We start from the raw sequence: 17876 nt of genomic DNA, 5'->3' as shown, positions 1-17876 counted from the left end.
CAGTGATGCTGAGCGACGTGATGGAAGACTATCTGAAGGCGATATACGTCCTCCAGCGCGAAGAGGAGCCCCCGGTCCGCACGTCCGACCTCGCGGAGTACCTCGGCGTGACGCCGCCCACGGTGACGAGCATGGTGGAGAAACTCGACGAGCGCGACCTCATCGTCCGCGAGAAGTACAAGGGCGTCGAGCTCAGCGCGGAGGGGGAGACGGTCGCCCTCGAAGTGCTGCGCCACCACCGGCTCCTCGAATCCTACCTCGCGGAGCACCTCGACTACGACTGGAGTGAGGTCCACGAGGAGGCCGACGCGCTCGAACACCACATCAGCGAGGCGTTCGAGCGTCGCGTCGCCGACGCGCTCGGCGAACCCGCGGTCGACCCGCACGGCGACCCGATTCCCACCGCCGAACTCGCGCCGCTCGCCGACGACGACACCGCGGCGCTCGCCGACGTCGCGGAGGGCGACACTGTCACCGTCGCGCGCGTCAGCGACCGCGACGACGACCACCTCACCTACCTCGCCGAGCGCGGCATCGAACCCGGCGCGGAGCTCGACGTCGTCGAGGTCACCCCCATCGACATGGTGCGAGTCCGCGTCGACGGCGACGACGTCCACCTCCCGACGTCCATCGCCGCGAGCATCCGCGTCGAACCCGGAGCCGAAGCGGCGGCGTAACAGCAGGAAGCACGACGGTACATCCCGGCGCCCTCCGACGGTTTTTTCGCGCGGCGCGTCCCCGTACACCGTATGTCCGGCCTCGTGTCACTCGTCGCCGGGGTGGCGCTCGGCCTCTCGCTGGCCGCGCCACCCGGTCCGATGAACGCCCTCATCGCGCAGGAGTCGGTCGCCCGCGGGTGGCGCTCGGGGTTCCGCGCCGGCCTCGGCGCGATGACCGCAGACGCCTGCTTCTTCGTCCTCGCGTACGCCGGCGTCGTCGCCTTCATCAGACACGCGCCGACGCTCCAGGCGGCGATGAAGGCCGTCGGCGGCCTCCTTCTCTGCTACTTCGCGTACGGGGCGGCGAAGAGTGCGCGCGAGGGTGCCGCGGAGACCGAGGCGAGCGCGGGCTTTCGCAAGACGTTCCTCGCGGCGCTCACGAACCCGATGCAGATAATCTGGTGGCTGACCGCCGGCGTCGCGCTCCTCGACCCCGGGACCGTCACCGCCTTCGGCCACACCTTCGGCGCGACGAACGGCGCGCTCACCGTGGGCGGGTTCTTCTGCGGCATCCTCGTCTGGATCGCGGGCTTTCCGGCACTACTGCGCGTCGCGGGTGACGCCGTCGACACGCTCGAACGCGTCGTCGGCTACGGGAGCGCCGTCGTGCTCTGCGTCTTCGGCGTGTGGTTCCTGCTCGACGCCGTCTAACGCTCCGGCTTCGAGTCGGATTCCGAATCCGACTCCCGGTCCCGCTCGTGCTCGCGTTCGCGCTCCTGTTCGGGGTCCATCCGCGGGACCTCGGCGTCCAACCACTCCCGGAACCATCGGACGCGCTTCAGCCGCTGGTGGGCAATCGACTCCGCGGCGTCGCTGTGGACGCGTCTCCGGGCTTCCTCGCCGCGTTCGAGGACGCGCGTCACCATCTCCGCCGCGTCCATGTGCGTGCGCGCCTCGTAGCCCATCCGGAGGAGCATCAACGCGATGCCGTTCGCGCCGACCTTATCGAGCATGTCCGCCTCAACGAGACAGCGACTCTCCAGGTCGAGCGAGTCGAGGTCGCCCGTCTCCGAGTGCGAGGCGACGGCGCGACAGACGCGGTCGACGAACGACGGCGGATAGTCGCCGTGCGTTTCGAGGTACTGGCGGGCGACGCGCGCGCCCTCCTCGGCGTGGACCTCTTGCTCGGCGTCGAGTTTGGCGATGTCGTGGAAGAGCGCGGCGACGCGCACGACGTCGACGTCCGCGCCCTCGCGCTCCGCGATGGTGCTCGCCAGCTCGCGGACGTTGCAGATGTGGTTGAAGCGGTACTCAGCGGAGTGCCACGGGTACCAGCGCATCCGGCCGCCGTCCTCCTCGTTCTCGACGCTCGCGCTGAGGTAGTCGTAGACGAAGGCCTCCATCGACGCGAGTTCGTCGGCGGTGAGCGCGGACTCCTTTATCTCGACACCCATCGCCTCACCTCCGGCGGGGGGTCGTGTCGCGTTGTCATTGTTACGTCGATAGACGCCTGTTTCGCTCTTTAGCCTTTTGCAGGGGTCGACGCCCCCGCGCGGCCGGTCTCAGGCGTCCGTCGCGTCGGTCTCGACTCGCACGCCGGGCTTGAGCGCGTCCTCGACGGCGGCCTCGCAGGTCAGCATCGCCTCCGTGCGGTCGTCGCCCTCGACCGCGACGCTCTCGACGACGCGCCAGCCGTCGTCCTCGTGGACGACGCCCTTCACCCAGTCGGCGGCGGCGAGCACGAGCGACTCCGTGACGACAACGGGCTCGTTGTCGTCGGCGCGCACGGCCTCCTCGCGCTCGACGGGGACGACGAGGTCGAAGGCGTCGGCGTCGTTCAACGCGGCGACTTCGGTGGTCGTGAGGGGGCGGTCCGGAATCGAGGAGAGGACGGACATGGAGACGAGAAGGCGAGGCGCGCGCTAAACCGTTACGCTCGGGCGCGTCTACTCCAGGGAGAGCTCGGGCGGTTCGCCGTTCCAGCCGTAGGAGAGGACGACGAACGCGACTGCGAGGACGCCGACGAGAGCGAACCCGGTGCGGAGCAGTTTCCACGCGGCGCGAAGCGGATGCATACCCGGAGGGAGAGACGGGAACGCCATAACCGCCCCGGTTCGCGTCGCGCGCGCGGGTCGTCGACGCCATCTGATTTATGTAAAATATATGATTTCCCGGGCAGATTCGAACCGCGAGGACTCGAATCTCCTCGTCCTCTGGGCGTCGAATCTGCCGGAGATATCTCTCGCTCACCTGCGTTCGCGAGAAGATAGTCCCGGGCGGATTCGAACCGCCGTCCTGGGCTCCAAAGGCCCAGATGATTGGCCGCTACACCACGGGACTGCACTTGGATACTGTACTCGTGCGCTACTAAGGGGTTACTCTTCGGTGGCGGAACGGCCCTCGCCCCATCCCGCCCGGCCGCTCAGTCGCCGGCGCCGACCTCGCCGAGCTGTTCGACGAGGTGCGAGCAGGCGTCGGCCTCGGCGTCGAAGCAGTCCGGGCAGTCGGGTTCGCGGTCGATGATCATGTCGAGGCGGTCCGCGACGGTCTCGTCGATGACGGCCTCGAGTTGGCCGGCCTCGCCCCGGTAGTCCTCGACGTCGAGGACGTTTGCGAGGAAGCGTTCGAGGACGCAGTACGTGGCGAGCGCGTCGCGCGCGCGTTCCTCGCCGGCGTCCGTGAGCGTCGCGCCCTTGTACTTCTCGTGGACGAGCAGGTCCTTCTCGGCGAGTTTCCCGACCATCTCGTTGGCGGAGGCGGGGCTGACGCCGAGGCGGTCGGCGAGCGCACCCGTCGAGGCCGGCCCGTCCTCGATCTGCTGCACGAGGAAGACGGCCTTCAGGTACTGGTCGGCGGTGTTCACGATGCGTCCTCCGTCGTCGTGTGGCGTATCATGTGCGTGACTCCATGAGTTCGGCGACTGCCTCGACGCCCTCGGCCTCCGTCTCGCGGATGTCCCGCAGGGTCGAGAGCAGCGATTCCCGGTCGATACTGAACGACGTCTCGCTCCGCTCGATGGCCTCGATGAGGTCGTCGTAGAACTTGTACGCGGTTTCCTCGCCGTTCAGTTGGTCGTAGAGGATGCCGTCGAAGTCCTCGGGGCCGGTCCGGGCGTACTGCTCGCGGACGAGCGGCGCGATGTCGACCGCCGCGTCCTCGTCCTCGTCGAGTCGATCAACGATGGCTTCGAGGCGTTCACGGTGGTCGGCGGACTCCTCGCGGGCCTCCTGCAGGAGTTCCTCGATGCGCACGTCGCGCTCGTCGTCCGGGAGGCGCTGGTAGTGCTCGTACGCACGCGCCTCCACGACCTCCTCCAGCACGATCCCGATCTGGAGGAGACGGGCGAGCTGACCGTCGGAGTCGACCCGTGACGCGACGCTCACGGTCCTCCCTCGTGTCGTGCGTTCGGTCGCATACGCCACCCTATGTGGAGCGAGTACCTAAGCGCTTTCACCGACGGCGACGCGAAACGGGGTGAGAAGACGGAGCGTGGCGGACCGCGTCAGTGGAGACGCTCGTGAATCCGCTCTTCGAGGTCCTCGCGGAGCTCGTCGACCTCGACCTCCTCGAGGACGGGGACGAAGAAGCCCTCGACGAGCATGTTCTTCGCGGTCCCCTCGGGAATCGCGCGCCCCTCCATGTAGAAGAGGTCCTCCTGGTCTATCTGACCGACCGTCGCGGAGTGACTCGCTTCGGTGTCGTGGTTGTTGATGATGAGCTTCGGCGACGCGTCCGCCTCGGACTCGTCACTGAGCATCAGCGTGTTCTCGCGCTGGTAGGAGTTCGTGTCCCACGCGCCCTCGCCGACGTCCTGGACGCCCTCGTAGACGGAGCGCGCCACGTCGTCGATGACGCCGCGCGTCACGAGGTCCGCGGTCGTGTGCTCGGCGCGGTGCCAGACCTTCGAGTCGAGGTCGAAGTGCTGGTCGTCGTGGCCGAAGAACGCGCCGACGATCTTCGTCTCCGAGGAGTCGCCCTCCAGGAGCGTCGACACCTCGGTCTTCGTCAGGCGCGACCCGAGGTTGCCCTCGATCCAGTTGACCGTGGAGTAGGTGTCGGTGACGCCGCGCTTGAGCGTGTAGTTGTAGGTGGACTGATCGAAGTCCTGCAGGGAGCCGTACTGGACGTACGAGTTCTCGCCCGCGTCGACCTCGACGATGCCCGAGTAGTAGCGCTCCTCGCTCTCGTCGGCGTCGGCACCGGTGTCCTGCCGTTCGAGAATCGTGACCGAGGAGTTCTGCTCGGTGACGACGAGCGTGTAGTTGAACAGGGACTGCCCGTTCATCGTCGTCCGAATCTTCACGTCCTCGGCGTCGACGTTCGACGGGACGTAGATGACCGTCCCCGTCGTGAAGAGCGCGGTGGAGAGCGCCGTCAGCCGGTTCTCCTCGGGGTCGACGACCGACCCGAAGTGCTCGCGGACGAGCTCCTCGAGGTCCGCGTCGTTCAGCGCCTCGTGGAACGGCACCACGGTCGCCTGGTCGTCCGCGACCCAGTCCTTCTCCTCCGTCTGGTCGAACGGCTCAACGAGCGCCTCGAAGTCGAGGTCGTCGAGGTTCGTCCACGTCCGGCCGGGCGTCTGGATGACGTCCGGGTAGTCGAGGTCGGGGAGCGCCTCGAGGGCTTCGAGGCGCTTCGCGCGGAGCCACTTCGGCTCGTTGCGCTCCTCGGCGATGCGCTCGACCGTCTCCACGTCGATGCCGGCGTGGAACCGTGTTGCGCCGCTCATGTTACCCGAGCGAGCCCTCCATTTCGAGCTCGATGAGGCGGTTGAGTTCGACCGCGTACTCGATGGGCAGTTCCTCCGTGATCGGCTCGATGAAGCCGGCGACGATCATCTGCTTCGCGTCGTCGTCGTCGAGGCCGCGGCTCTGGAGGTAGAAGACGTCCTCGTCGCCGATCTTCCCCACAGTGGCCTCGTGGGCGACGTCGACTTTGGACTCGTTGATCTCCATGTACGGCATCGTGTCGCTGGTGGACTCGTTGTCGAACATCAGCGCGTCGCACTCGACGGACGTGCTGGAGTCCTCCGCGCCGTCCGCGATGTGGACGAGGCCGCGGTAGTTCGTGCGGCCGCCGTCCTTGCTGATGGACTTCGACTCGATGGTGGACTTCGTGTCGGGCGCGTTGTGGTAGACCTTCGCGCCGGTGTCGATGTCCTGGCCCTCGCCCGCGAAGGCGATGGTGATGTGGTTGTCCGTCGCGCCGCGGCCCTTCAGGATGGAGCAGGGGTAGAGCATCGTGGCCTTCGAGCCCATGCTGCCGGAGACCCACTCCATCGTGCCGTTCTCCTCGACGATGGCGCGCTTCGTGTTGAGGTTGAACGTGTTCTTCGACCAGTTCTGGACGGTCGAGTACTGCACGTGGGCGTCCTCCTTCACGAAGACCTCGACGCCACCGCTGTGGAGGTTGTGGGTGCCGTACTTCGGGGCCGAACAGCCCTCGATGTAGTGGACCTCGCTGCCGGGCTCGGCGATGATGAGCGTGTGCTCGAACTGGCCCATCCCCTCCGAGTTCATCCGGAAGTAGGCCTGCACCGGCATCTCGACCGTGACGTCCTCGGGGATGTAGACGAAGGAGCCACCGCTCCAGACCGCGCCGTGGAGCGCCGCGAACTTGTTGTCGGAGGCGGGCACGCAGTTCGTCATGAAGTGCTCCTTGACGAGGTCCTCGTGCTCCTGGACGGCCTCGTCCATGTTGCAGAAGATGACGCCCTTCTCCTCCCAGCGCTCCTGCATGTTCTGGTAGACGACCTCGGACTCGTACTGCGCGCCGACGCCGCTGAGCGCCTCGCGCTCCGCCTCCGGGATACCGAGCTTCTCGAAGGTGTCCTGAATCTCGTCCGGGAGGTCCTCCCAGTTCTCCGCGCCGCCGCGCGTCTCGACGTCGGGGCGGATGTAGGGAACGATCTCCTCGACGTCGAGCTCGGAGAGGTCGGGCTGGCCCGGCCAATCCGTCGGCATCGGCATCTTCTGGTACTGCTCCAGCGCGCGCAGACGGCGCTCGAGCATCCAGTCGGGCTCGTCCTTGTCCTCGGAGATCAGTCGGATCGTCTCCTCGGTGAGGCCCTTCCCGGACTCGAACGCCGAGTGCTCCTCTTTCTTGAACTCGAAGCGCGCCTCGGTGTCCGTCTCCTGTAGGTTCTCTTCTGAACTCATTACGTGTGTAGTTTAAGCCGCGTTGTAGACCTGTTCGCGCACCCAGTCGTACCCCTTGTCCTCGAGCTCGGCTGCGAGCTCGGGACCGCCCTCCTTCACGATCTCGCCGTCGAGCATGATGTGGACGGTGTCGGGTTCGACGTAGTCGAGGATGCGCTGGTAGTGCGTGATCTGCAGGACGCCGGTGCCCTGCTCGTCGCGGAGGGCGTTGATGCCGTCCGCGACGTCCTGGAGGCGGTCGATGTCGAGACCGGAGTCGATCTCGTCGAGCACCGCGATGGTGGGTTCGAGGATGGCCGCCTGCAGGACCTCGTTCTGTTTCTTCTCACCGCCGGAGAAGCCGGCGTTGAGGTAGCGCTGCGCGAACTTCTCGTCCATGTCGAGGAGCTCCATCTTCTCCTTGAGGAGCTGCTGGAACTCGGCGACGCCGACCTCGCCGTCGTCGACGTTCCCCTCCATCGGGGAGGTGTCGTAGCCCGCTTCGTCCTCCCCCGCTTCGTCCTCCTCGTCCTCACCGAAGAGGAGCTCGTCGCGCTCCTCGATCTTCGCGTTGAGGGCCGTGCGGAGGAAGTTCGTCATCGTGACGCCCTCGATCTCCGCCGGGTACTGGAAGGCGAGGAAGACGCCGAGCGCCGCGCGCTCGTTCGGTTCCAGGTCGAGGAGGTCCCACGTACGGGCGTCCTCGGGGATTTCCTCGATGCCGTCGAAATCGTCGGCTTCGAGGTGGAGGAGAATCTCGCCCTCGGTCACCTGGTAGGCCGGGTGGCCCGCGATGACCTTCGACGTGGTGGACTTCCCACTCCCGTTGGGGCCCATCAGGGCGTGAATCTCGCCGGATTCGACCTCCAGATCGACGCCGTGGAGGATCTGTTCGTCCCCCTCGGCGACTTCCGCGTGAACGTTCTTGAGCTCGATCGTGGCCATTGGTTGGGTCGTCTCGAATAAACGCACGCGCGCGGGATTAACGTTTCGGAACCAACCCCCTCGATTTCCCGGACCGGAAAAACTCTTTTCGGTTACGTGAACCGTCGGCACGCGAAACGCCCGCAGGTCACATGTAGCTCCCGAGGCCGGTCTGGGTCTGCCCGCTCTCGACCTCGTCCCACGAGACGCCGAGGGCCTCCGTGATGCGTTCGATGGGCCCTTTCAGCGTCTTCTCCAGCATCGTCTCCCAGTCCACCTCGAAGGCCTCGGGAATCTGGTCCGCGTACTCGTAGCAGATGACGTCCGGGTCGCGCTTGAACTCGATGTAGAGGGGGTCCTCGACGAGCTTCGGGTTCTCCTCCTCCAGCTCCCGGAAGAACTCGGGGTGGACCTTCTCCAAGTAGAGTCGCTTGGGTTTCGACCCCCGCTGGAAGTTCGTCCCCAACAGGAGGTTCGCGTACTTCGCGCCGCGGACCTGCGCGGTGTCCGTGTCGTAGTTGTCGAGGCGCTTCCCGATGCCCCCCGGGATACCGACGTCGTCGAGGTCGACGTCGCCGCTCCGGAAGTCCTCCACGACGCCGTGGACGTACTCCTTCACCGCGTCGGTGTCCTCGCCGTGGACGATCATGTCGATGACGTCCTTTTGCACGTCCTTCGTGATCGGCGCGATGTCGCTTCGCTTGTACTCGAAGCCCGTGATGTCGATGTCGTCGACGTCCTTCCCCTCCTTCCAGACGATGTGGCCCGCGTAGCGCTTCTTCTTGCCCGCCTGGAAGAATCTCCTGTATAGCTTCTCGAACTCGATCTGGAAGTGATGGACGGCCGCGTCGAGCTCTTCGAGTGCGAAGACGTCGTAGCGGTCGTTGATGTACTCGGCGAGGTCGAAGGACTGCTCGACGGCCTCGTCCTTCGACACATCACCTCCGAGTTCTAACATAACGCTGTCAGTGTCTCCATATATCACATATTTGTCTTTTTCGTTGGCGGCCTCCTCGGTGAACTCGATGACTTCGCGGCCCGTCGCGGTGACGGCGGCGCCCATCTCCTTGTCGTAGAGCCGGAAGCGCTCCCAGCCGAGGACGCCGTAGAGGGATTGACCGACGAACTGGAACGTCCCGTTCCGGCCGGCGAGGAGCGTGTGGTTGTCCTCGACGGTGACGCAGTAGACGCCGTCGTCGGCGGTGCTCGTCCCGCCGCTCCGGTGCATCCGGAACGAGTTCTTCGCCCCCTCGGTGCAGAAGACCCGCCACGAGCCGCTGTCGCGGTTGTAGCTCGCCGTCTCGCCGAGATGCGCACACAGACGGAGGACGTCGTCGCGGAGTCCGTCGCTCGACGTCGTGTAGCGCCACGAGTTCACCTGCCGGTCGCCGTCGCCGGCGACGAGCGCGTCGAGGAAGCGCCGCTTCTGCGCCTCGCTCGCGTCGAAGACGAACTCGGGAATCCGTTTCTCGAAGCTGTCCTCGCCGCACAACGCTTCGAGGAAGTCCCCGAGGAGTTTCGAAGTGAACTGATAGCCCTTCTCGTCGACGTAGTAGTCGAACCCCATCCGGTCGAGGAGCGCACCGATGGTCGCGTGGTCGTCCGTATCGCCACCGTCCGCGACGGCGTTCTGCGCGATCTGGATCGTCGTCGCGGACCCGCGGAAGTTCTCTCCGAACTGCTTGTCCTCGGACGTGTACACAGACCCCTCGGTGACGTACCACGCGAGCAGGTCGAGGAAGTCGTCGCCGTCGTACGTTCGGGGGACCCACTTCCGACCGGACTCGCGGTGGACGAAGCTCGTCTCGCAGACCGACTCGACGTACTCGCGGTGCTCCTCGAACTCCTCGGCCGTGAAGACGTAGCCGACCTGCCCGACGTCGGCTTTCGGGACGCGCCGCGGCGTCCAGCCGAGTTCGGACGTGAACGTCCTCCCGTGGACGTCGGGCCGGACCCACACCTCGTAGTCGCCGTCGACGTACTCGGTGAGGTCGATCTCGTCGATGGGGTCGCCGTGGTCCATCGACCAGTCGTGGGGCATCTCGTAGTGCGACGCGTCGTTCAAGTCCCCCGCCTCGACGAAGCGGAAGTCGTCCCACGACGCACCGTTCGTGTCGTCCTTCCGGACGAGCATCCGGTGGTTCGGCGTGACGCGGAAGTCGGTCTTGCTCGTCTCGATGTCGACGAGGTCGCCTCGGTAGTCGGGGTACGCGTGCGTCTCGACGACCGGCTTCTCCTCCATCCGCATCGTCTCCGGGTCGAGCGAGTAGACGACGTCGCCGACGTCGAGGTCGCGGATGTTCCGCACGCCCTCCGGCGTCAGGACGTCCGTGTCCGGCGTGAAACAGTTCATGATGACCTTCACGGCGGCCTGCTGGCGGTCGTAGCGCTCGTACTCGTTCGAGCCGGGGTCGTGGTCGTTGCGCAGGCCCTTCTTCTCCTCGCGCTCTGTGAGCGTTTCGTCGATGATCTCGCGGATGATGCCGTCGGGCTCCTCCCGGAAGTGCGTCCCGTTGGGCGCGCGGAAGGTGTCGCCCGCGTACTCGTCGGGGTCGACCTTCGTCTCCGGGGAGGCGTTGATGGTCATCATCGACATCGGGTAGAGGCTCTTGAGGTCGAGCACCGTCACGTTCTCCTTCACGCCCGTGATGGGGTCGAAGACGGCGCCGCCCTCGTACTCCTCCGACTCCTGTCGCCCCTTCGAGGGGAGCGCGAAGCGTCCGTGGGCCTTGTGGAGGACGTAGACGTCGACGGCGTCGCCGGGCGTCGTCGCGTCCTCCAGCTTACAGCCGACGAAGGTCGAGACCTCCTCCCAGAAGGAGATGACGTCCTGTTTGTTGTCGATCTCGACGCAGAGTTCGACGTCGCGGAGGTTGTACTCCAGGAGGCGTTCGGGGTCGTCCTCCCAGAGGTCGCCGATGTCGCCCGCGTAGCGCTCCTTGCCGACGCCGAGCTCCTGCTCGCCGACCGCGTCGAGTCGGTAGGAGTCGAGCTCGGAGAACTGCGTGCGCTGGTAGGCGTAGAGGAGGTCGAAGACCACTCTCCCTTTGACGTTCGGGCCCTGCCAGTCGGAGCGCCAGACCTCGTTCACGCGCGAGAGGCGGTGGTAGGAGAGGTTCCGCTCGGTCCCGCCGTCGAGGGCGTCGAGGCGGTCGATGAAGTAGGGGGCGTCGAAGTCGTCGAAGTTCCACCCGGAGAGGACGTCCGGGTCGGTCTCCTCGACGTACGCGAGGAAGGCGTCGAGCATCGCCTCCTCGGTCTCGAAGACGCGGACGTCGAGGGTCGCGTCCGCGGCGTCGTCGAGCAGGTCGTAGTCGGCGAGGGCGTCGGGGGCGGGCGCGTCGCCCTCGGGGGCGTCGTAGAGCCACGCGATATACTCGTCGCGGTAGCTGTCGTGGCTGGAGAGACAGACGATGGGCTCCTCGCCCTCCTCGGGGAAGCCGTTGCGGTCGTCGACCTCGATGTCGAAGGTGTTGACGCGGAGGTCGGCCTCGGCTTCGACGGCCTCGACCTCGTCGTGGCGGACGACGAGCGCGCCGTCGCTCTCGGCGCGGCGGGCGGGCACGCGGACGCCGCTGTTGACGTCCTTGTCGATGAGGAAGCGGTTCGGGAAGAGGATGTCCGCCTCGTAGTGGTCGTACTCGTCGCGGATGGTCCCGACGTCGCGCGGGGTGCGCCCGAATATCTTCGTGAGGGCGTCCCCGCGAATCGACTCGTAGCCTTCCTCGTGGCCGGTGATGACGTCCTTTGCGAGGTCGTCCTCGGTGAGCGAGTCGGTGGGCGCGTAGAAGTACGGCCGGAAGCCGTGGACGCGGACGTGCTCGGTCTCGTCGTCGCTCGTCCGGCCGAAGACGTGGATGACGGGCCGCTCGCGCTCGCCGGAGCCCTCGACGGTGTAGTCGACCTGCGTCACCATCAGGTCGAGGGTGGTGTCGACGTCGGGGAGCGCGCCGGATTCGGCGTCGAACACCTCGCTGACGACCGGGTCGTCGTCGCCGGCGACGTAGCGCGCCTCCTCGTCGGGCCGCGGGGCCGACGCGTCACCGTCGCCGTCGCCGCCCCCGTCGTTCGTCCCCGAGGAGAAGTCGGAGAGACTCGCGTTACTCATTGTGCGTTGCTTGCGCCCGCGTTCCTAAAAGCCCGCGCCTTCGCGCGTCGCGCCGTCCGCGCGGCCGGCAGAACCGGGAGACACGACGGCGGCGACCGACCGCCGGACGGGGGAAAGGTATATACCGTGGTACTCCATACCATAGGTCAGAGGTGAACGACGTGTCCGACAACGCCACGCAGGACGACGAGCGCGGGAACAACGTCCCCCAGCTCCCCGAAGGCGACGACCCCCGAGACGGTATCGAGACCTACGACACGACCGACGGGGTCGTACTCTACGACTCGGAGAACCCGCTCGCGTGGCTGAAGGCGACGCACGCGGTCCCGCTGGGCGACCAGCGATAACTAGCAACGCTCTTTACGCTCGCTGTCGCTTCTCCGTTCGTGTTCGACTCGCTGAAGCCCGAGAGCGCCGACGACGGCGACGTCGAGGACGCGGAGGCCGACGAGGAGTCCCCCGACGTCGACCTGAGCGACCCGCTTCAGCGCCAGTTCGTCTACCTCGTCGTCGTCTTCAACCTCGCCATCCTCGCGGCGGCGCTCGGTCTCATGTTCCTCTACTTCCGCGGGCGGCTCCTCCTCGGCGGCGGCCTCGCCGCCGTCGGCTTCGCCGGCCTCGCCTACGGCTTCGTCACCTACCGGCGCGTCCAGCGCGCCATCGACGCCGGCGAGCACGACGAGCCGGCCGACGATGCGAACGGCGATGCCGAGTGAGAGGGGCGACGACGCGGAGTGAGAGACGGCGGCCGGCGACGCGGACGACCGCACGACGCGGGAGGCGACACGCCTACCACCGCGCGGGCCCACGGGACACGTATGCGAACCGTGCGCGACGCCGACGGTGACACCTACTTACTCGTGAAGGAGTCGGCGGAGAGCAGCCGCGTCCGCGACCCGGAGACGGGCGCGGAGCGTCACCTACCCACCGACGAACTGGAGTCGGTGGGCGGGGTCGACCCCCTGGAGGCCGCCGCGGCGGCCGTCCCCGAGCCGACGAGGCGCGTCTTCACCGTCGCGCGAAGCGAGCGCGCGCTCGGCCTCCTCTGCGAGCTCCACGAGCGCGGCGCGCTCCCCGTCCGGACGGTCCTCTCGGAGTACGACCTCTGCGAGAGCGACGTCCACGGGCTCTTCACGGAGTTCCGCGCCGCCGGGCTCGTCGCCGAGACGGAGGTGTACGGCGAGCGCGGCTACGAACTCACCGACGAGGGCGAGGCGGGCGTCGGGTCGCTCCTCGATCAGTCGCCCGACTCGGCGTAGTAGGTGCGAGCACCGACGCCGACACAGCCGAGCCCGAGGAGCGTGAGCGCGGCGGCGACGAACGGTTCGGCCTGCCCATCGAGGAGGTCGGACGCGTACGATCCGAGCAGGCAGAGCGCGGACCCTGTCACAACGAGCGCGTAGCCGCGGTCGGCGTTCGCCCTGTTCCACCACGCGAGAGCGAACGTGCCCGCGGGGATCAGGAGGCCGCCGGCGACGCCGAGCGGAACTCCGACGTCGAGGGCGGCGTCCGCGACGATGCAGGCGAACCCGAGGAGGGAGACGGCGATGAACGCGCGGGAGGGCGTATCGGTCACACGTCGACGTGACGAACCGACCGGAAAAAGCGTTCCCCGTCCTCGTCAATCCAGCGTCGCGGCGGCCTCGGCCTCGACGCCGCTGGAGACGTGCGAGCGGTTCGACGTCGCGTCCTTCTCGACGTGCAGGAGGTCGTCCGCGGCCCCGACGAGTTCGTCGTCGTGGCTGACGACGAGGATCTGCTCGACGCCGAGGTCGCGCATCGACTCCACGAGGTCGACGAGCCGCGAGACGTGCCCCGAGTCGAGGAAGACCGTCGGTTCGTCGAGGATGAGCGGCGGCAGGGGCGCGGAGCCCTCGATGCCCTCCGCGAGCAGCCGGTAGACCGCACAGCGCAGCGAGAGGTTGAACAGCGCGCGCTCGCCGCCCGAGAGCTGGTCGGGTCGGAGCTCCTCGCCGTCCTTCTGGTAGACGGTGAGTTCGTAGTTCCCGTCGAGTTCGAGGCGGGCGTAGGAGTCGTTGCCGTAGACGAGGTCGAACGTCTCGTTCAGGAGGCGTTCGAGCTTCTCGACGTTCCGCTGTCGGAGCTCCGCGCGGAGGTCGCCGTACATCGCCTCCAGCTCCTCGGTCTCCGCGACGAGGTCGTCGAGGGCGTCGACGCGTTCCCGCACGTCGGCGCGTTGCTCGCGGAGGTCTTCGAGAGTCGAGACGTCCTTCTTCAGGCCGGCGATCCGGTCGCGCACGTCGTCGCGGCGCTCGGCCAGTTCGTCGAGTTTCGCCTCGACCTGGTCGAGGTACTCCGACGCCCGGTCGCGCTCCGTGCGCGCCTCCGCGAGCCGGTCCTCGTCGAACTCGGCTTCGAGGTCGCGTTTGCGCTCGCGGGCCTCCGCGAGGCGCTCGCGGCGCTCGTCGTTCAGCGCTTCGAGGTCCGCGCGGCGCTCGCGCGCGCCGTCGAGGTCGCTCGCGGCGCTCTCACGGTCGGCGAGCGCGTCCGCGAGGTCGTCGAGCGTTTCGAGCCGCGCCTTCAGCTCGGCGATCCGGCCGTTCAGTTCGCCGAGGCGTTCGCGGGCGTCGTCGGCCGCCGCGTCGGCCTCCGCGGCCGCCTCGCGGGCGTCCTCAGCGCGCCCCTCCAGCGCCGCGGCCTCCTCGCGCTTCGACTCGGCCTCCGCGCGCTTCGACTCGACGGCGTCCGCGTGGCCGTCGCGGAGTTCGACGACGTCCGCGCGGCGCTCGGAGAGCGTCTCGATCTCGCTCTCGGCGTTCACGAGGTCGTTCGCGCGTTCGAGGTCGGCTTCGAGGTCTGCCTTCTCCTCGCGGACGGCGTCGAGGTCGGCTTCGAGCGACGCGACCGCGTCGCGGCGCTCCGAGAGCGCGTCGACGTGCGGCGACCCCTCGACCGGCTGGCCGCACTCCGGGCATTTCCCGGCCTCGCGAAGCGCCTCGGCCTCCTCGACCGCCGCGCGCGCGGCCTGCAGATCGCCCTTCACGTCGGACTCGCGTTCGCGGACGTCGTCGAGGTCCGCGCGGACCGACTCGCGGTACGACTCGGCCCCGCCGACGTCGACGGGCGCGTCGGCGAACGCCTCGCGCGTCGCCTCGATGTCGGCGTCGATGGCGTCGATCCGGGCGTCGGCTTCGGCGACCTTCTCCGCGGCCTCGCGGGCCTCGCCGTCGAGTTCGGCGGCGCGCTCGCGGTCGTTCTCGGCGCGCTCGGCGAGTTCGGCGGCGCGCTCGCGCTTCGACTCGGCCTCGCTCGCGTGCGTCTGGATCGTCGTCCGGCAGTCGCCGTGCTCGTCCTGGACGTCGTCGCGTTCCTCGGCGACGGCCGCGCGGCGCTCGCGCACCGCCTCGACGTCCACCGTCTCGGGCGTCGCGTCGAGGTCGGTCTCGGCGAGCAGGTCGGCGATCCGGTCGTCGAGCGTCTCGACGCGCTCGCGGGCCTCGGTGACGGCGTCGGCGAGGTCCTCGCGTTCGCGCTCCGTCTCCGCGATCTGCGCTTTGAGCTCCGAGACGGTCTCCGTCACGTCGTCGAGTTCGGCGCGTTTGTCCGCGTACTCCTCGATGACGCGCTCGGCCTCGGCCTCCGTCTCCGCCGCCTGCTCGCGGTTCGCCTCGAAGTCCTCGATCTCGTCCTCGATCTCGGAGAGCTCCGTCTCGCGCTCGTTCAGTTCGGCGTGGAGGTCGCGGGCCTCGTACTCCGCGACCTGCTCGTCGAGGGCGTCGAGACGCTCCGCGCGGGCGTCCCGGACGGCCTGCACGCCGCGGCGGGCCTGCTCGGCGCGCTGGCGGTAGTCCTCCAACTTCCCGAGTTGCAGCAGGTCGTCGATCATGTCCTGTCGCTCGCCCGGCGAGGCGTTGATGAGCTTGTTCACCTCGCCCTGCCGGACGTACGCGCAGTTGACGAACGCGTCCGCGTCCATCCGCAGGAGGTCCACGACGTAGTCGCGGACGTCGCGCGCGCCCTCGATCGTGTCGTCCGGCGTCTCAAGCGTGCAGTCCGCCGTGCTCGCCCGCTCGCCTGTGTGACGGACGCGCCGATAGAGGTGGAAGGACGCCCCCGCGTGCGTGAACCAGAGGTCGACTTCGGCCTCCTCAGCGCCGATGGTGACGACCTCGTCGAGCGTGCGTTCGAGCGGCGTCGCGCCGTAGAGCGCGAAGAAACAGGCCTCCAGGAGCGAGGACTTCCCGCTCCCGTTGAGCCCGTGGATGACCGTGACGCCGGAGCCGAGCGAGACGTCGGCGTCCTCGTAGCACTTGAAGTTGCGGAGGCGGATGCGATCAACCCTCACAGGTAGTCCTCCATCGTCGTCGTCTCGGTGTCGGTCGGCGCGTCGGCAGCAGCCGGGCCGTCGGCCGCGACTTCTTCGGTCGACGCCTCCGGCGGCGCGTCGCCGTCGTCATCGTCCGCCGTGTCGTTGGCGTCGCCGTCGTCGCCCGTGTCGTTGGCGTCGCCGTCGTCGCCCGCGTCGTTCGCGTCGCCGTCGTCGCCCGCGTCGTTCGCGTCGCCGTCGTCGCCTGTGTCGTCCGCGTCGTCGTCGTCGTCATCGTCCGCAGCCGCCTCGAACACCGCGAGGTCGCCCTCCTCGACGACGTCCTCGATTCGGTCCTTCACCTCGTCGCGGACGTTCGAGTCCGCGATGGACCCTTCGCGGACGGCCGCGTCGATGCCCCGGGCGGCCTCGCTCAGCCCGAGGGCGCGGACGCGCTCGCGGACGGCCTCGTCCGGGTCGGCGAAGGAGACGTCGTACTCCGTCTCGACGTCGACCTCCCGGCGGTCGTTGACGCGCGTGATCAACGCGCCGCGCTCGTCGCCGAAGCGCTCGACGTCCGCGGGCGTCACCTCCCCGCCCGCGCCCTCGATGGTGACGACGACGACGGCGTCCTCGATAGCCTCCTCGCGGAGGCGTCGGCGGACGCGCTCCTCGCCCTCGGACTCCCCGAGTTCGAGGTCGACGAAGACGAAGTCGCGCGTGTCGAGCCCCCGGCGGCTGATAGTCACGCCCTCGCCGGTGGCGTTCGGCGACGCCTCGGCTCCCGTTCGTTCGTCAGGCGCCCCCTCGGCGTCGCCTGCGGCGAACGTGACGAGGTTGTACCCGCGGGGGTCGCGTTCGCTCGCGCTCGCGCGCTCCGTCGACCCGCAGTAGGTCGCCCACGTCCCGTCGAGCCGGACGGTGTCGGGCGTGTGGTCGTCGCCGAGGAGGACGGCGTCGAAGGCCACGTTCGACTCGGCGAGGACTGTCTCCAGGTCCCAGTCGCCGTGGGGGAAGGGCTGGAAGAGCCCGTGGGAGACGAGCGCGGCGTGGGCGGCGTCGTGCTCCGCGAAGTCGTAGTCGAGGGCGTCGCGCTTGGACTCGGGGACGTAGTCGAGGCCGTAGAAGACGGTGTCGCCGACGCGTCGCCCCTCGAAGTCGAGGCGTTCGGCGAGCCCGAGCGTCTCGAAGAGGTCGAGCCACTGGGCGTGGCGGGTGCCCTCGTGGTTGCCGACGACGGCGAGGAAGGGGATGTCGGCGTCGGCGAGCGGCCGCAGGACCTCGATGGTGCCCATGAGGTCTTCGAGGCCGGGCGTGCGGTCGTGGTAGAGGTCGCCCGCGTGGACGACGGCGTCGACGTCGTCCGCGACGGCGTCCTCGACGACCTGCCGGAAGGCGTCGAGGAAGTCCGCTCGGCGCTCGGGGGAGTGATACTGGCGATACCCCAAATGGGTGTCCCCCGTGTGGATCACCTTCGTCATACCCCACAGTTGCCCGTTCGGGCGTAAGTATGCAGCGTCGGGTTACTCGGCGACGGCGAGCGTGTAGAGGCGCTTGCGGGCGTCCGTGAAGGAGAAGCGCGAGTCGACGACGCCGGCCTCGTCGAGGCGCGTGAGGGCGTAGCGGACGGTGCGGGGCGGCAGGAGGGTCTCCTCGGCGAGTTCGCTCTGCGTGAGGGTGTCCTCGTACTCGAGGACCTTCGCCACGAGCTTCGCGCTCGGCGGCAGGTCGCGCAGCTGCTCGACGGTGGCCTCGTCGGCCGTCCGGGTCGCGCTCATACC

The 17876-nt window shown here is 68.2% G+C and carries 18 protein-coding genes and 1 tRNA gene; 5 read left to right on the top strand and 14 right to left on the bottom strand.

Going from position 1 to position 17876, the window contains the following annotated elements:
- Positions 1-5: 5 nt before the first annotated feature.
- Complete coding sequence (locus tag IEX84_RS11360; RefSeq protein ID WP_188872908.1) at positions 6-677, top strand: metal-dependent transcriptional regulator; 672 nt, start codon at positions 6-8, stop codon at positions 675-677.
- Positions 678-749: 72 nt separating this feature from the next.
- A complete protein-coding gene (locus IEX84_RS11355) occupies positions 750-1370 on the top strand; it encodes a LysE family translocator (protein ID WP_188872698.1) in 621 nt (206 codons plus the stop codon).
- Here the strand turns inward: IEX84_RS11355 and IEX84_RS11350 are convergent.
- The 10 genes from IEX84_RS11350 to IEX84_RS11310 form a co-directional block, all read right to left on the bottom strand.
- Positions 1367-2113, bottom strand: coding sequence for an HD domain-containing protein (locus tag IEX84_RS11350; RefSeq protein ID WP_229732366.1), 747 nt, complete (start codon positions 2111-2113; stop codon positions 1367-1369). The genes IEX84_RS11355 and IEX84_RS11350 overlap by 4 nt on opposite strands.
- Positions 2114-2221: 108 nt before the next feature.
- Positions 2222-2557: a hypothetical protein gene (locus IEX84_RS11345; protein ID WP_188872697.1), complete on the bottom strand. Its 336-nt coding sequence runs from the start codon at positions 2555-2557 to the stop codon at positions 2222-2224.
- Positions 2558-2605: 48 nt separating this feature from the next.
- Complete coding sequence (locus tag IEX84_RS14765; protein ID WP_268237660.1) at positions 2606-2734, bottom strand: hypothetical protein; 129 nt, start codon at positions 2732-2734, stop codon at positions 2606-2608.
- A gap of 192 nt (positions 2735-2926) precedes the next feature.
- Positions 2927-2999 (bottom strand) — tRNA-Gln (locus tag IEX84_RS11340).
- A gap of 82 nt (positions 3000-3081) precedes the next feature.
- Positions 3082-3522 carry a metal-dependent transcriptional regulator gene (locus tag IEX84_RS11335; protein WP_188872696.1) on the bottom strand — a complete coding sequence of 147 codons (441 nt, stop codon included), beginning with the start codon at positions 3520-3522 and terminating at the stop codon, positions 3082-3084.
- Positions 3523-3550: 28 nt separating this feature from the next.
- Positions 3551-4042 (bottom strand): ferritin-like domain-containing protein, encoded by a 492-nt coding sequence (locus tag IEX84_RS11330; RefSeq protein WP_188872695.1) that lies wholly within the window; start codon positions 4040-4042, stop codon positions 3551-3553.
- 119 nt (positions 4043-4161) lie between these two features.
- Positions 4162-5388 (bottom strand): Fe-S cluster assembly protein SufD, encoded by a 1227-nt coding sequence (gene sufD, locus IEX84_RS11325; protein WP_188872694.1) that lies wholly within the window; start codon positions 5386-5388, stop codon positions 4162-4164.
- Between the two features lies 1 nt (position 5389).
- Positions 5390-6817 (bottom strand): Fe-S cluster assembly protein SufB, encoded by a 1428-nt coding sequence (sufB, locus tag IEX84_RS11320; RefSeq protein WP_188872693.1) that lies wholly within the window; start codon positions 6815-6817, stop codon positions 5390-5392.
- Between the two features lie 12 nt (positions 6818-6829).
- Complete coding sequence (locus IEX84_RS11315; protein ID WP_188872692.1) at positions 6830-7741, bottom strand: ABC transporter ATP-binding protein; 912 nt, start codon at positions 7739-7741, stop codon at positions 6830-6832.
- 127 nt (positions 7742-7868) lie between these two features.
- Entirely contained in the window at positions 7869-11828 is a 3960-nt protein-coding gene (locus IEX84_RS11310; protein ID WP_188872691.1) for a DNA polymerase domain-containing protein, read from the bottom strand.
- 152 nt (positions 11829-11980) lie between these two features.
- On the opposite strand from IEX84_RS11310, the gene IEX84_RS11305 reads away from it, so the two are divergent.
- The 3 genes from IEX84_RS11305 to IEX84_RS11295 all read left to right on the top strand — a co-directional run bounded on the left by IEX84_RS11305 (position 11981) and on the right by IEX84_RS11295 (position 13087).
- On the top strand, positions 11981-12175 hold the full coding sequence (locus IEX84_RS11305) for a DUF7331 family protein (RefSeq protein WP_188872690.1): 195 nt from the start codon (positions 11981-11983) through the stop codon (positions 12173-12175).
- A 39-nt stretch (positions 12176-12214) separates the two neighbouring features.
- Positions 12215-12544 (top strand): DUF7322 domain-containing protein, encoded by a 330-nt coding sequence (locus IEX84_RS11300; RefSeq protein WP_188872689.1) that lies wholly within the window; start codon positions 12215-12217, stop codon positions 12542-12544.
- Between the two features lie 102 nt (positions 12545-12646).
- On the top strand, positions 12647-13087 hold the full coding sequence (locus IEX84_RS11295; protein ID WP_188872688.1) for a DUF7346 family protein: 441 nt from the start codon (positions 12647-12649) through the stop codon (positions 13085-13087).
- On the opposite strand, the gene IEX84_RS11290 is transcribed toward IEX84_RS11295, so the two are convergent.
- The 4 genes from IEX84_RS11290 to IEX84_RS11275 are packed head-to-tail and all read right to left on the bottom strand — an operon-like array spanning position 13066 to position 17873.
- Positions 13066-13404 carry a hypothetical protein gene (locus IEX84_RS11290; RefSeq protein ID WP_188872687.1) on the bottom strand — a complete coding sequence of 113 codons (339 nt, stop codon included), beginning with the start codon at positions 13402-13404 and terminating at the stop codon, positions 13066-13068. The two genes, IEX84_RS11295 and IEX84_RS11290, sit on opposite strands and share 22 nt — an antisense overlap.
- Positions 13405-13449: 45 nt before the next feature.
- Positions 13450-16134, bottom strand: coding sequence for a DNA double-strand break repair ATPase Rad50 (gene rad50, locus IEX84_RS11285; protein ID WP_188872686.1), 2685 nt, complete (start codon positions 16132-16134; stop codon positions 13450-13452).
- Positions 16131-17576 carry a DNA double-strand break repair protein Mre11 gene (mre11, locus tag IEX84_RS11280; RefSeq protein ID WP_188872685.1) on the bottom strand — a complete coding sequence of 482 codons (1446 nt, stop codon included), beginning with the start codon at positions 17574-17576 and terminating at the stop codon, positions 16131-16133. The genes rad50 and mre11 overlap by 4 nt, the downstream gene beginning before the upstream one ends.
- A gap of 42 nt (positions 17577-17618) precedes the next feature.
- Complete coding sequence (locus tag IEX84_RS11275) at positions 17619-17873, bottom strand: MarR family transcriptional regulator (RefSeq protein WP_188872684.1); 255 nt, start codon at positions 17871-17873, stop codon at positions 17619-17621.
- Positions 17874-17876 lie beyond the last annotated feature (3 nt).

The organism is Halarchaeum rubridurum, from assembly GCF_014647115.1.
Lineage (GTDB): Archaea > Halobacteriota > Halobacteria > Halobacteriales > Halobacteriaceae > Halarchaeum > Halarchaeum rubridurum.
Note: the sequence above shows the minus strand (reverse complement) of the source record. Positions and strands in the feature narration are given on the sequence as shown.

Bases quoted from the DNA above. Each gene is read 5' to 3' on its own strand.
- IEX84_RS11360 (WP_188872908.1), top strand. From the start codon at position 6: ATGCTGAGCGACGTGATGGAAGACTATCTGAAGGCGATATACGTCCTC.
- IEX84_RS11355 (WP_188872698.1), top strand. From the start codon at position 750: ATGTCCGGCCTCGTGTCACTCGTCGCCGGGGTGGCGCTCGGCCTCTCG.
- IEX84_RS11350 (WP_229732366.1), bottom strand. From the start codon at position 2,113: ATGGGTGTCGAGATAAAGGAGTCCGCGCTCACCGCCGACGAACTCGCG.
- IEX84_RS11345 (WP_188872697.1), bottom strand. From the start codon at position 2,557: ATGTCCGTCCTCTCCTCGATTCCGGACCGCCCCCTCACGACCACCGAA.
- IEX84_RS14765 (WP_268237660.1), bottom strand. From the start codon at position 2,734: ATGCATCCGCTTCGCGCCGCGTGGAAACTGCTCCGCACCGGGTTCGCT.
- sufD (WP_188872694.1), bottom strand. From the start codon at position 5,388: ATGAGCGGCGCAACACGGTTCCACGCCGGCATCGACGTGGAGACGGTC.
- sufB (WP_188872693.1), bottom strand. From the start codon at position 6,817: ATGAGTTCAGAAGAGAACCTACAGGAGACGGACACCGAGGCGCGCTTC.
- IEX84_RS11315 (WP_188872692.1), bottom strand. From the start codon at position 7,741: ATGGCCACGATCGAGCTCAAGAACGTTCACGCGGAAGTCGCCGAGGGG.
- IEX84_RS11310 (WP_188872691.1), bottom strand. From the start codon at position 11,828: ATGAGTAACGCGAGTCTCTCCGACTTCTCCTCGGGGACGAACGACGGG.
- IEX84_RS11295 (WP_188872688.1), top strand. From the start codon at position 12,647: ATGCGAACCGTGCGCGACGCCGACGGTGACACCTACTTACTCGTGAAG.
- mre11 (WP_188872685.1), bottom strand. From the start codon at position 17,576: ATGACGAAGGTGATCCACACGGGGGACACCCATTTGGGGTATCGCCAG.
- IEX84_RS11275 (WP_188872684.1), bottom strand. From the start codon at position 17,873: ATGAGCGCGACCCGGACGGCCGACGAGGCCACCGTCGAGCAGCTGCGC.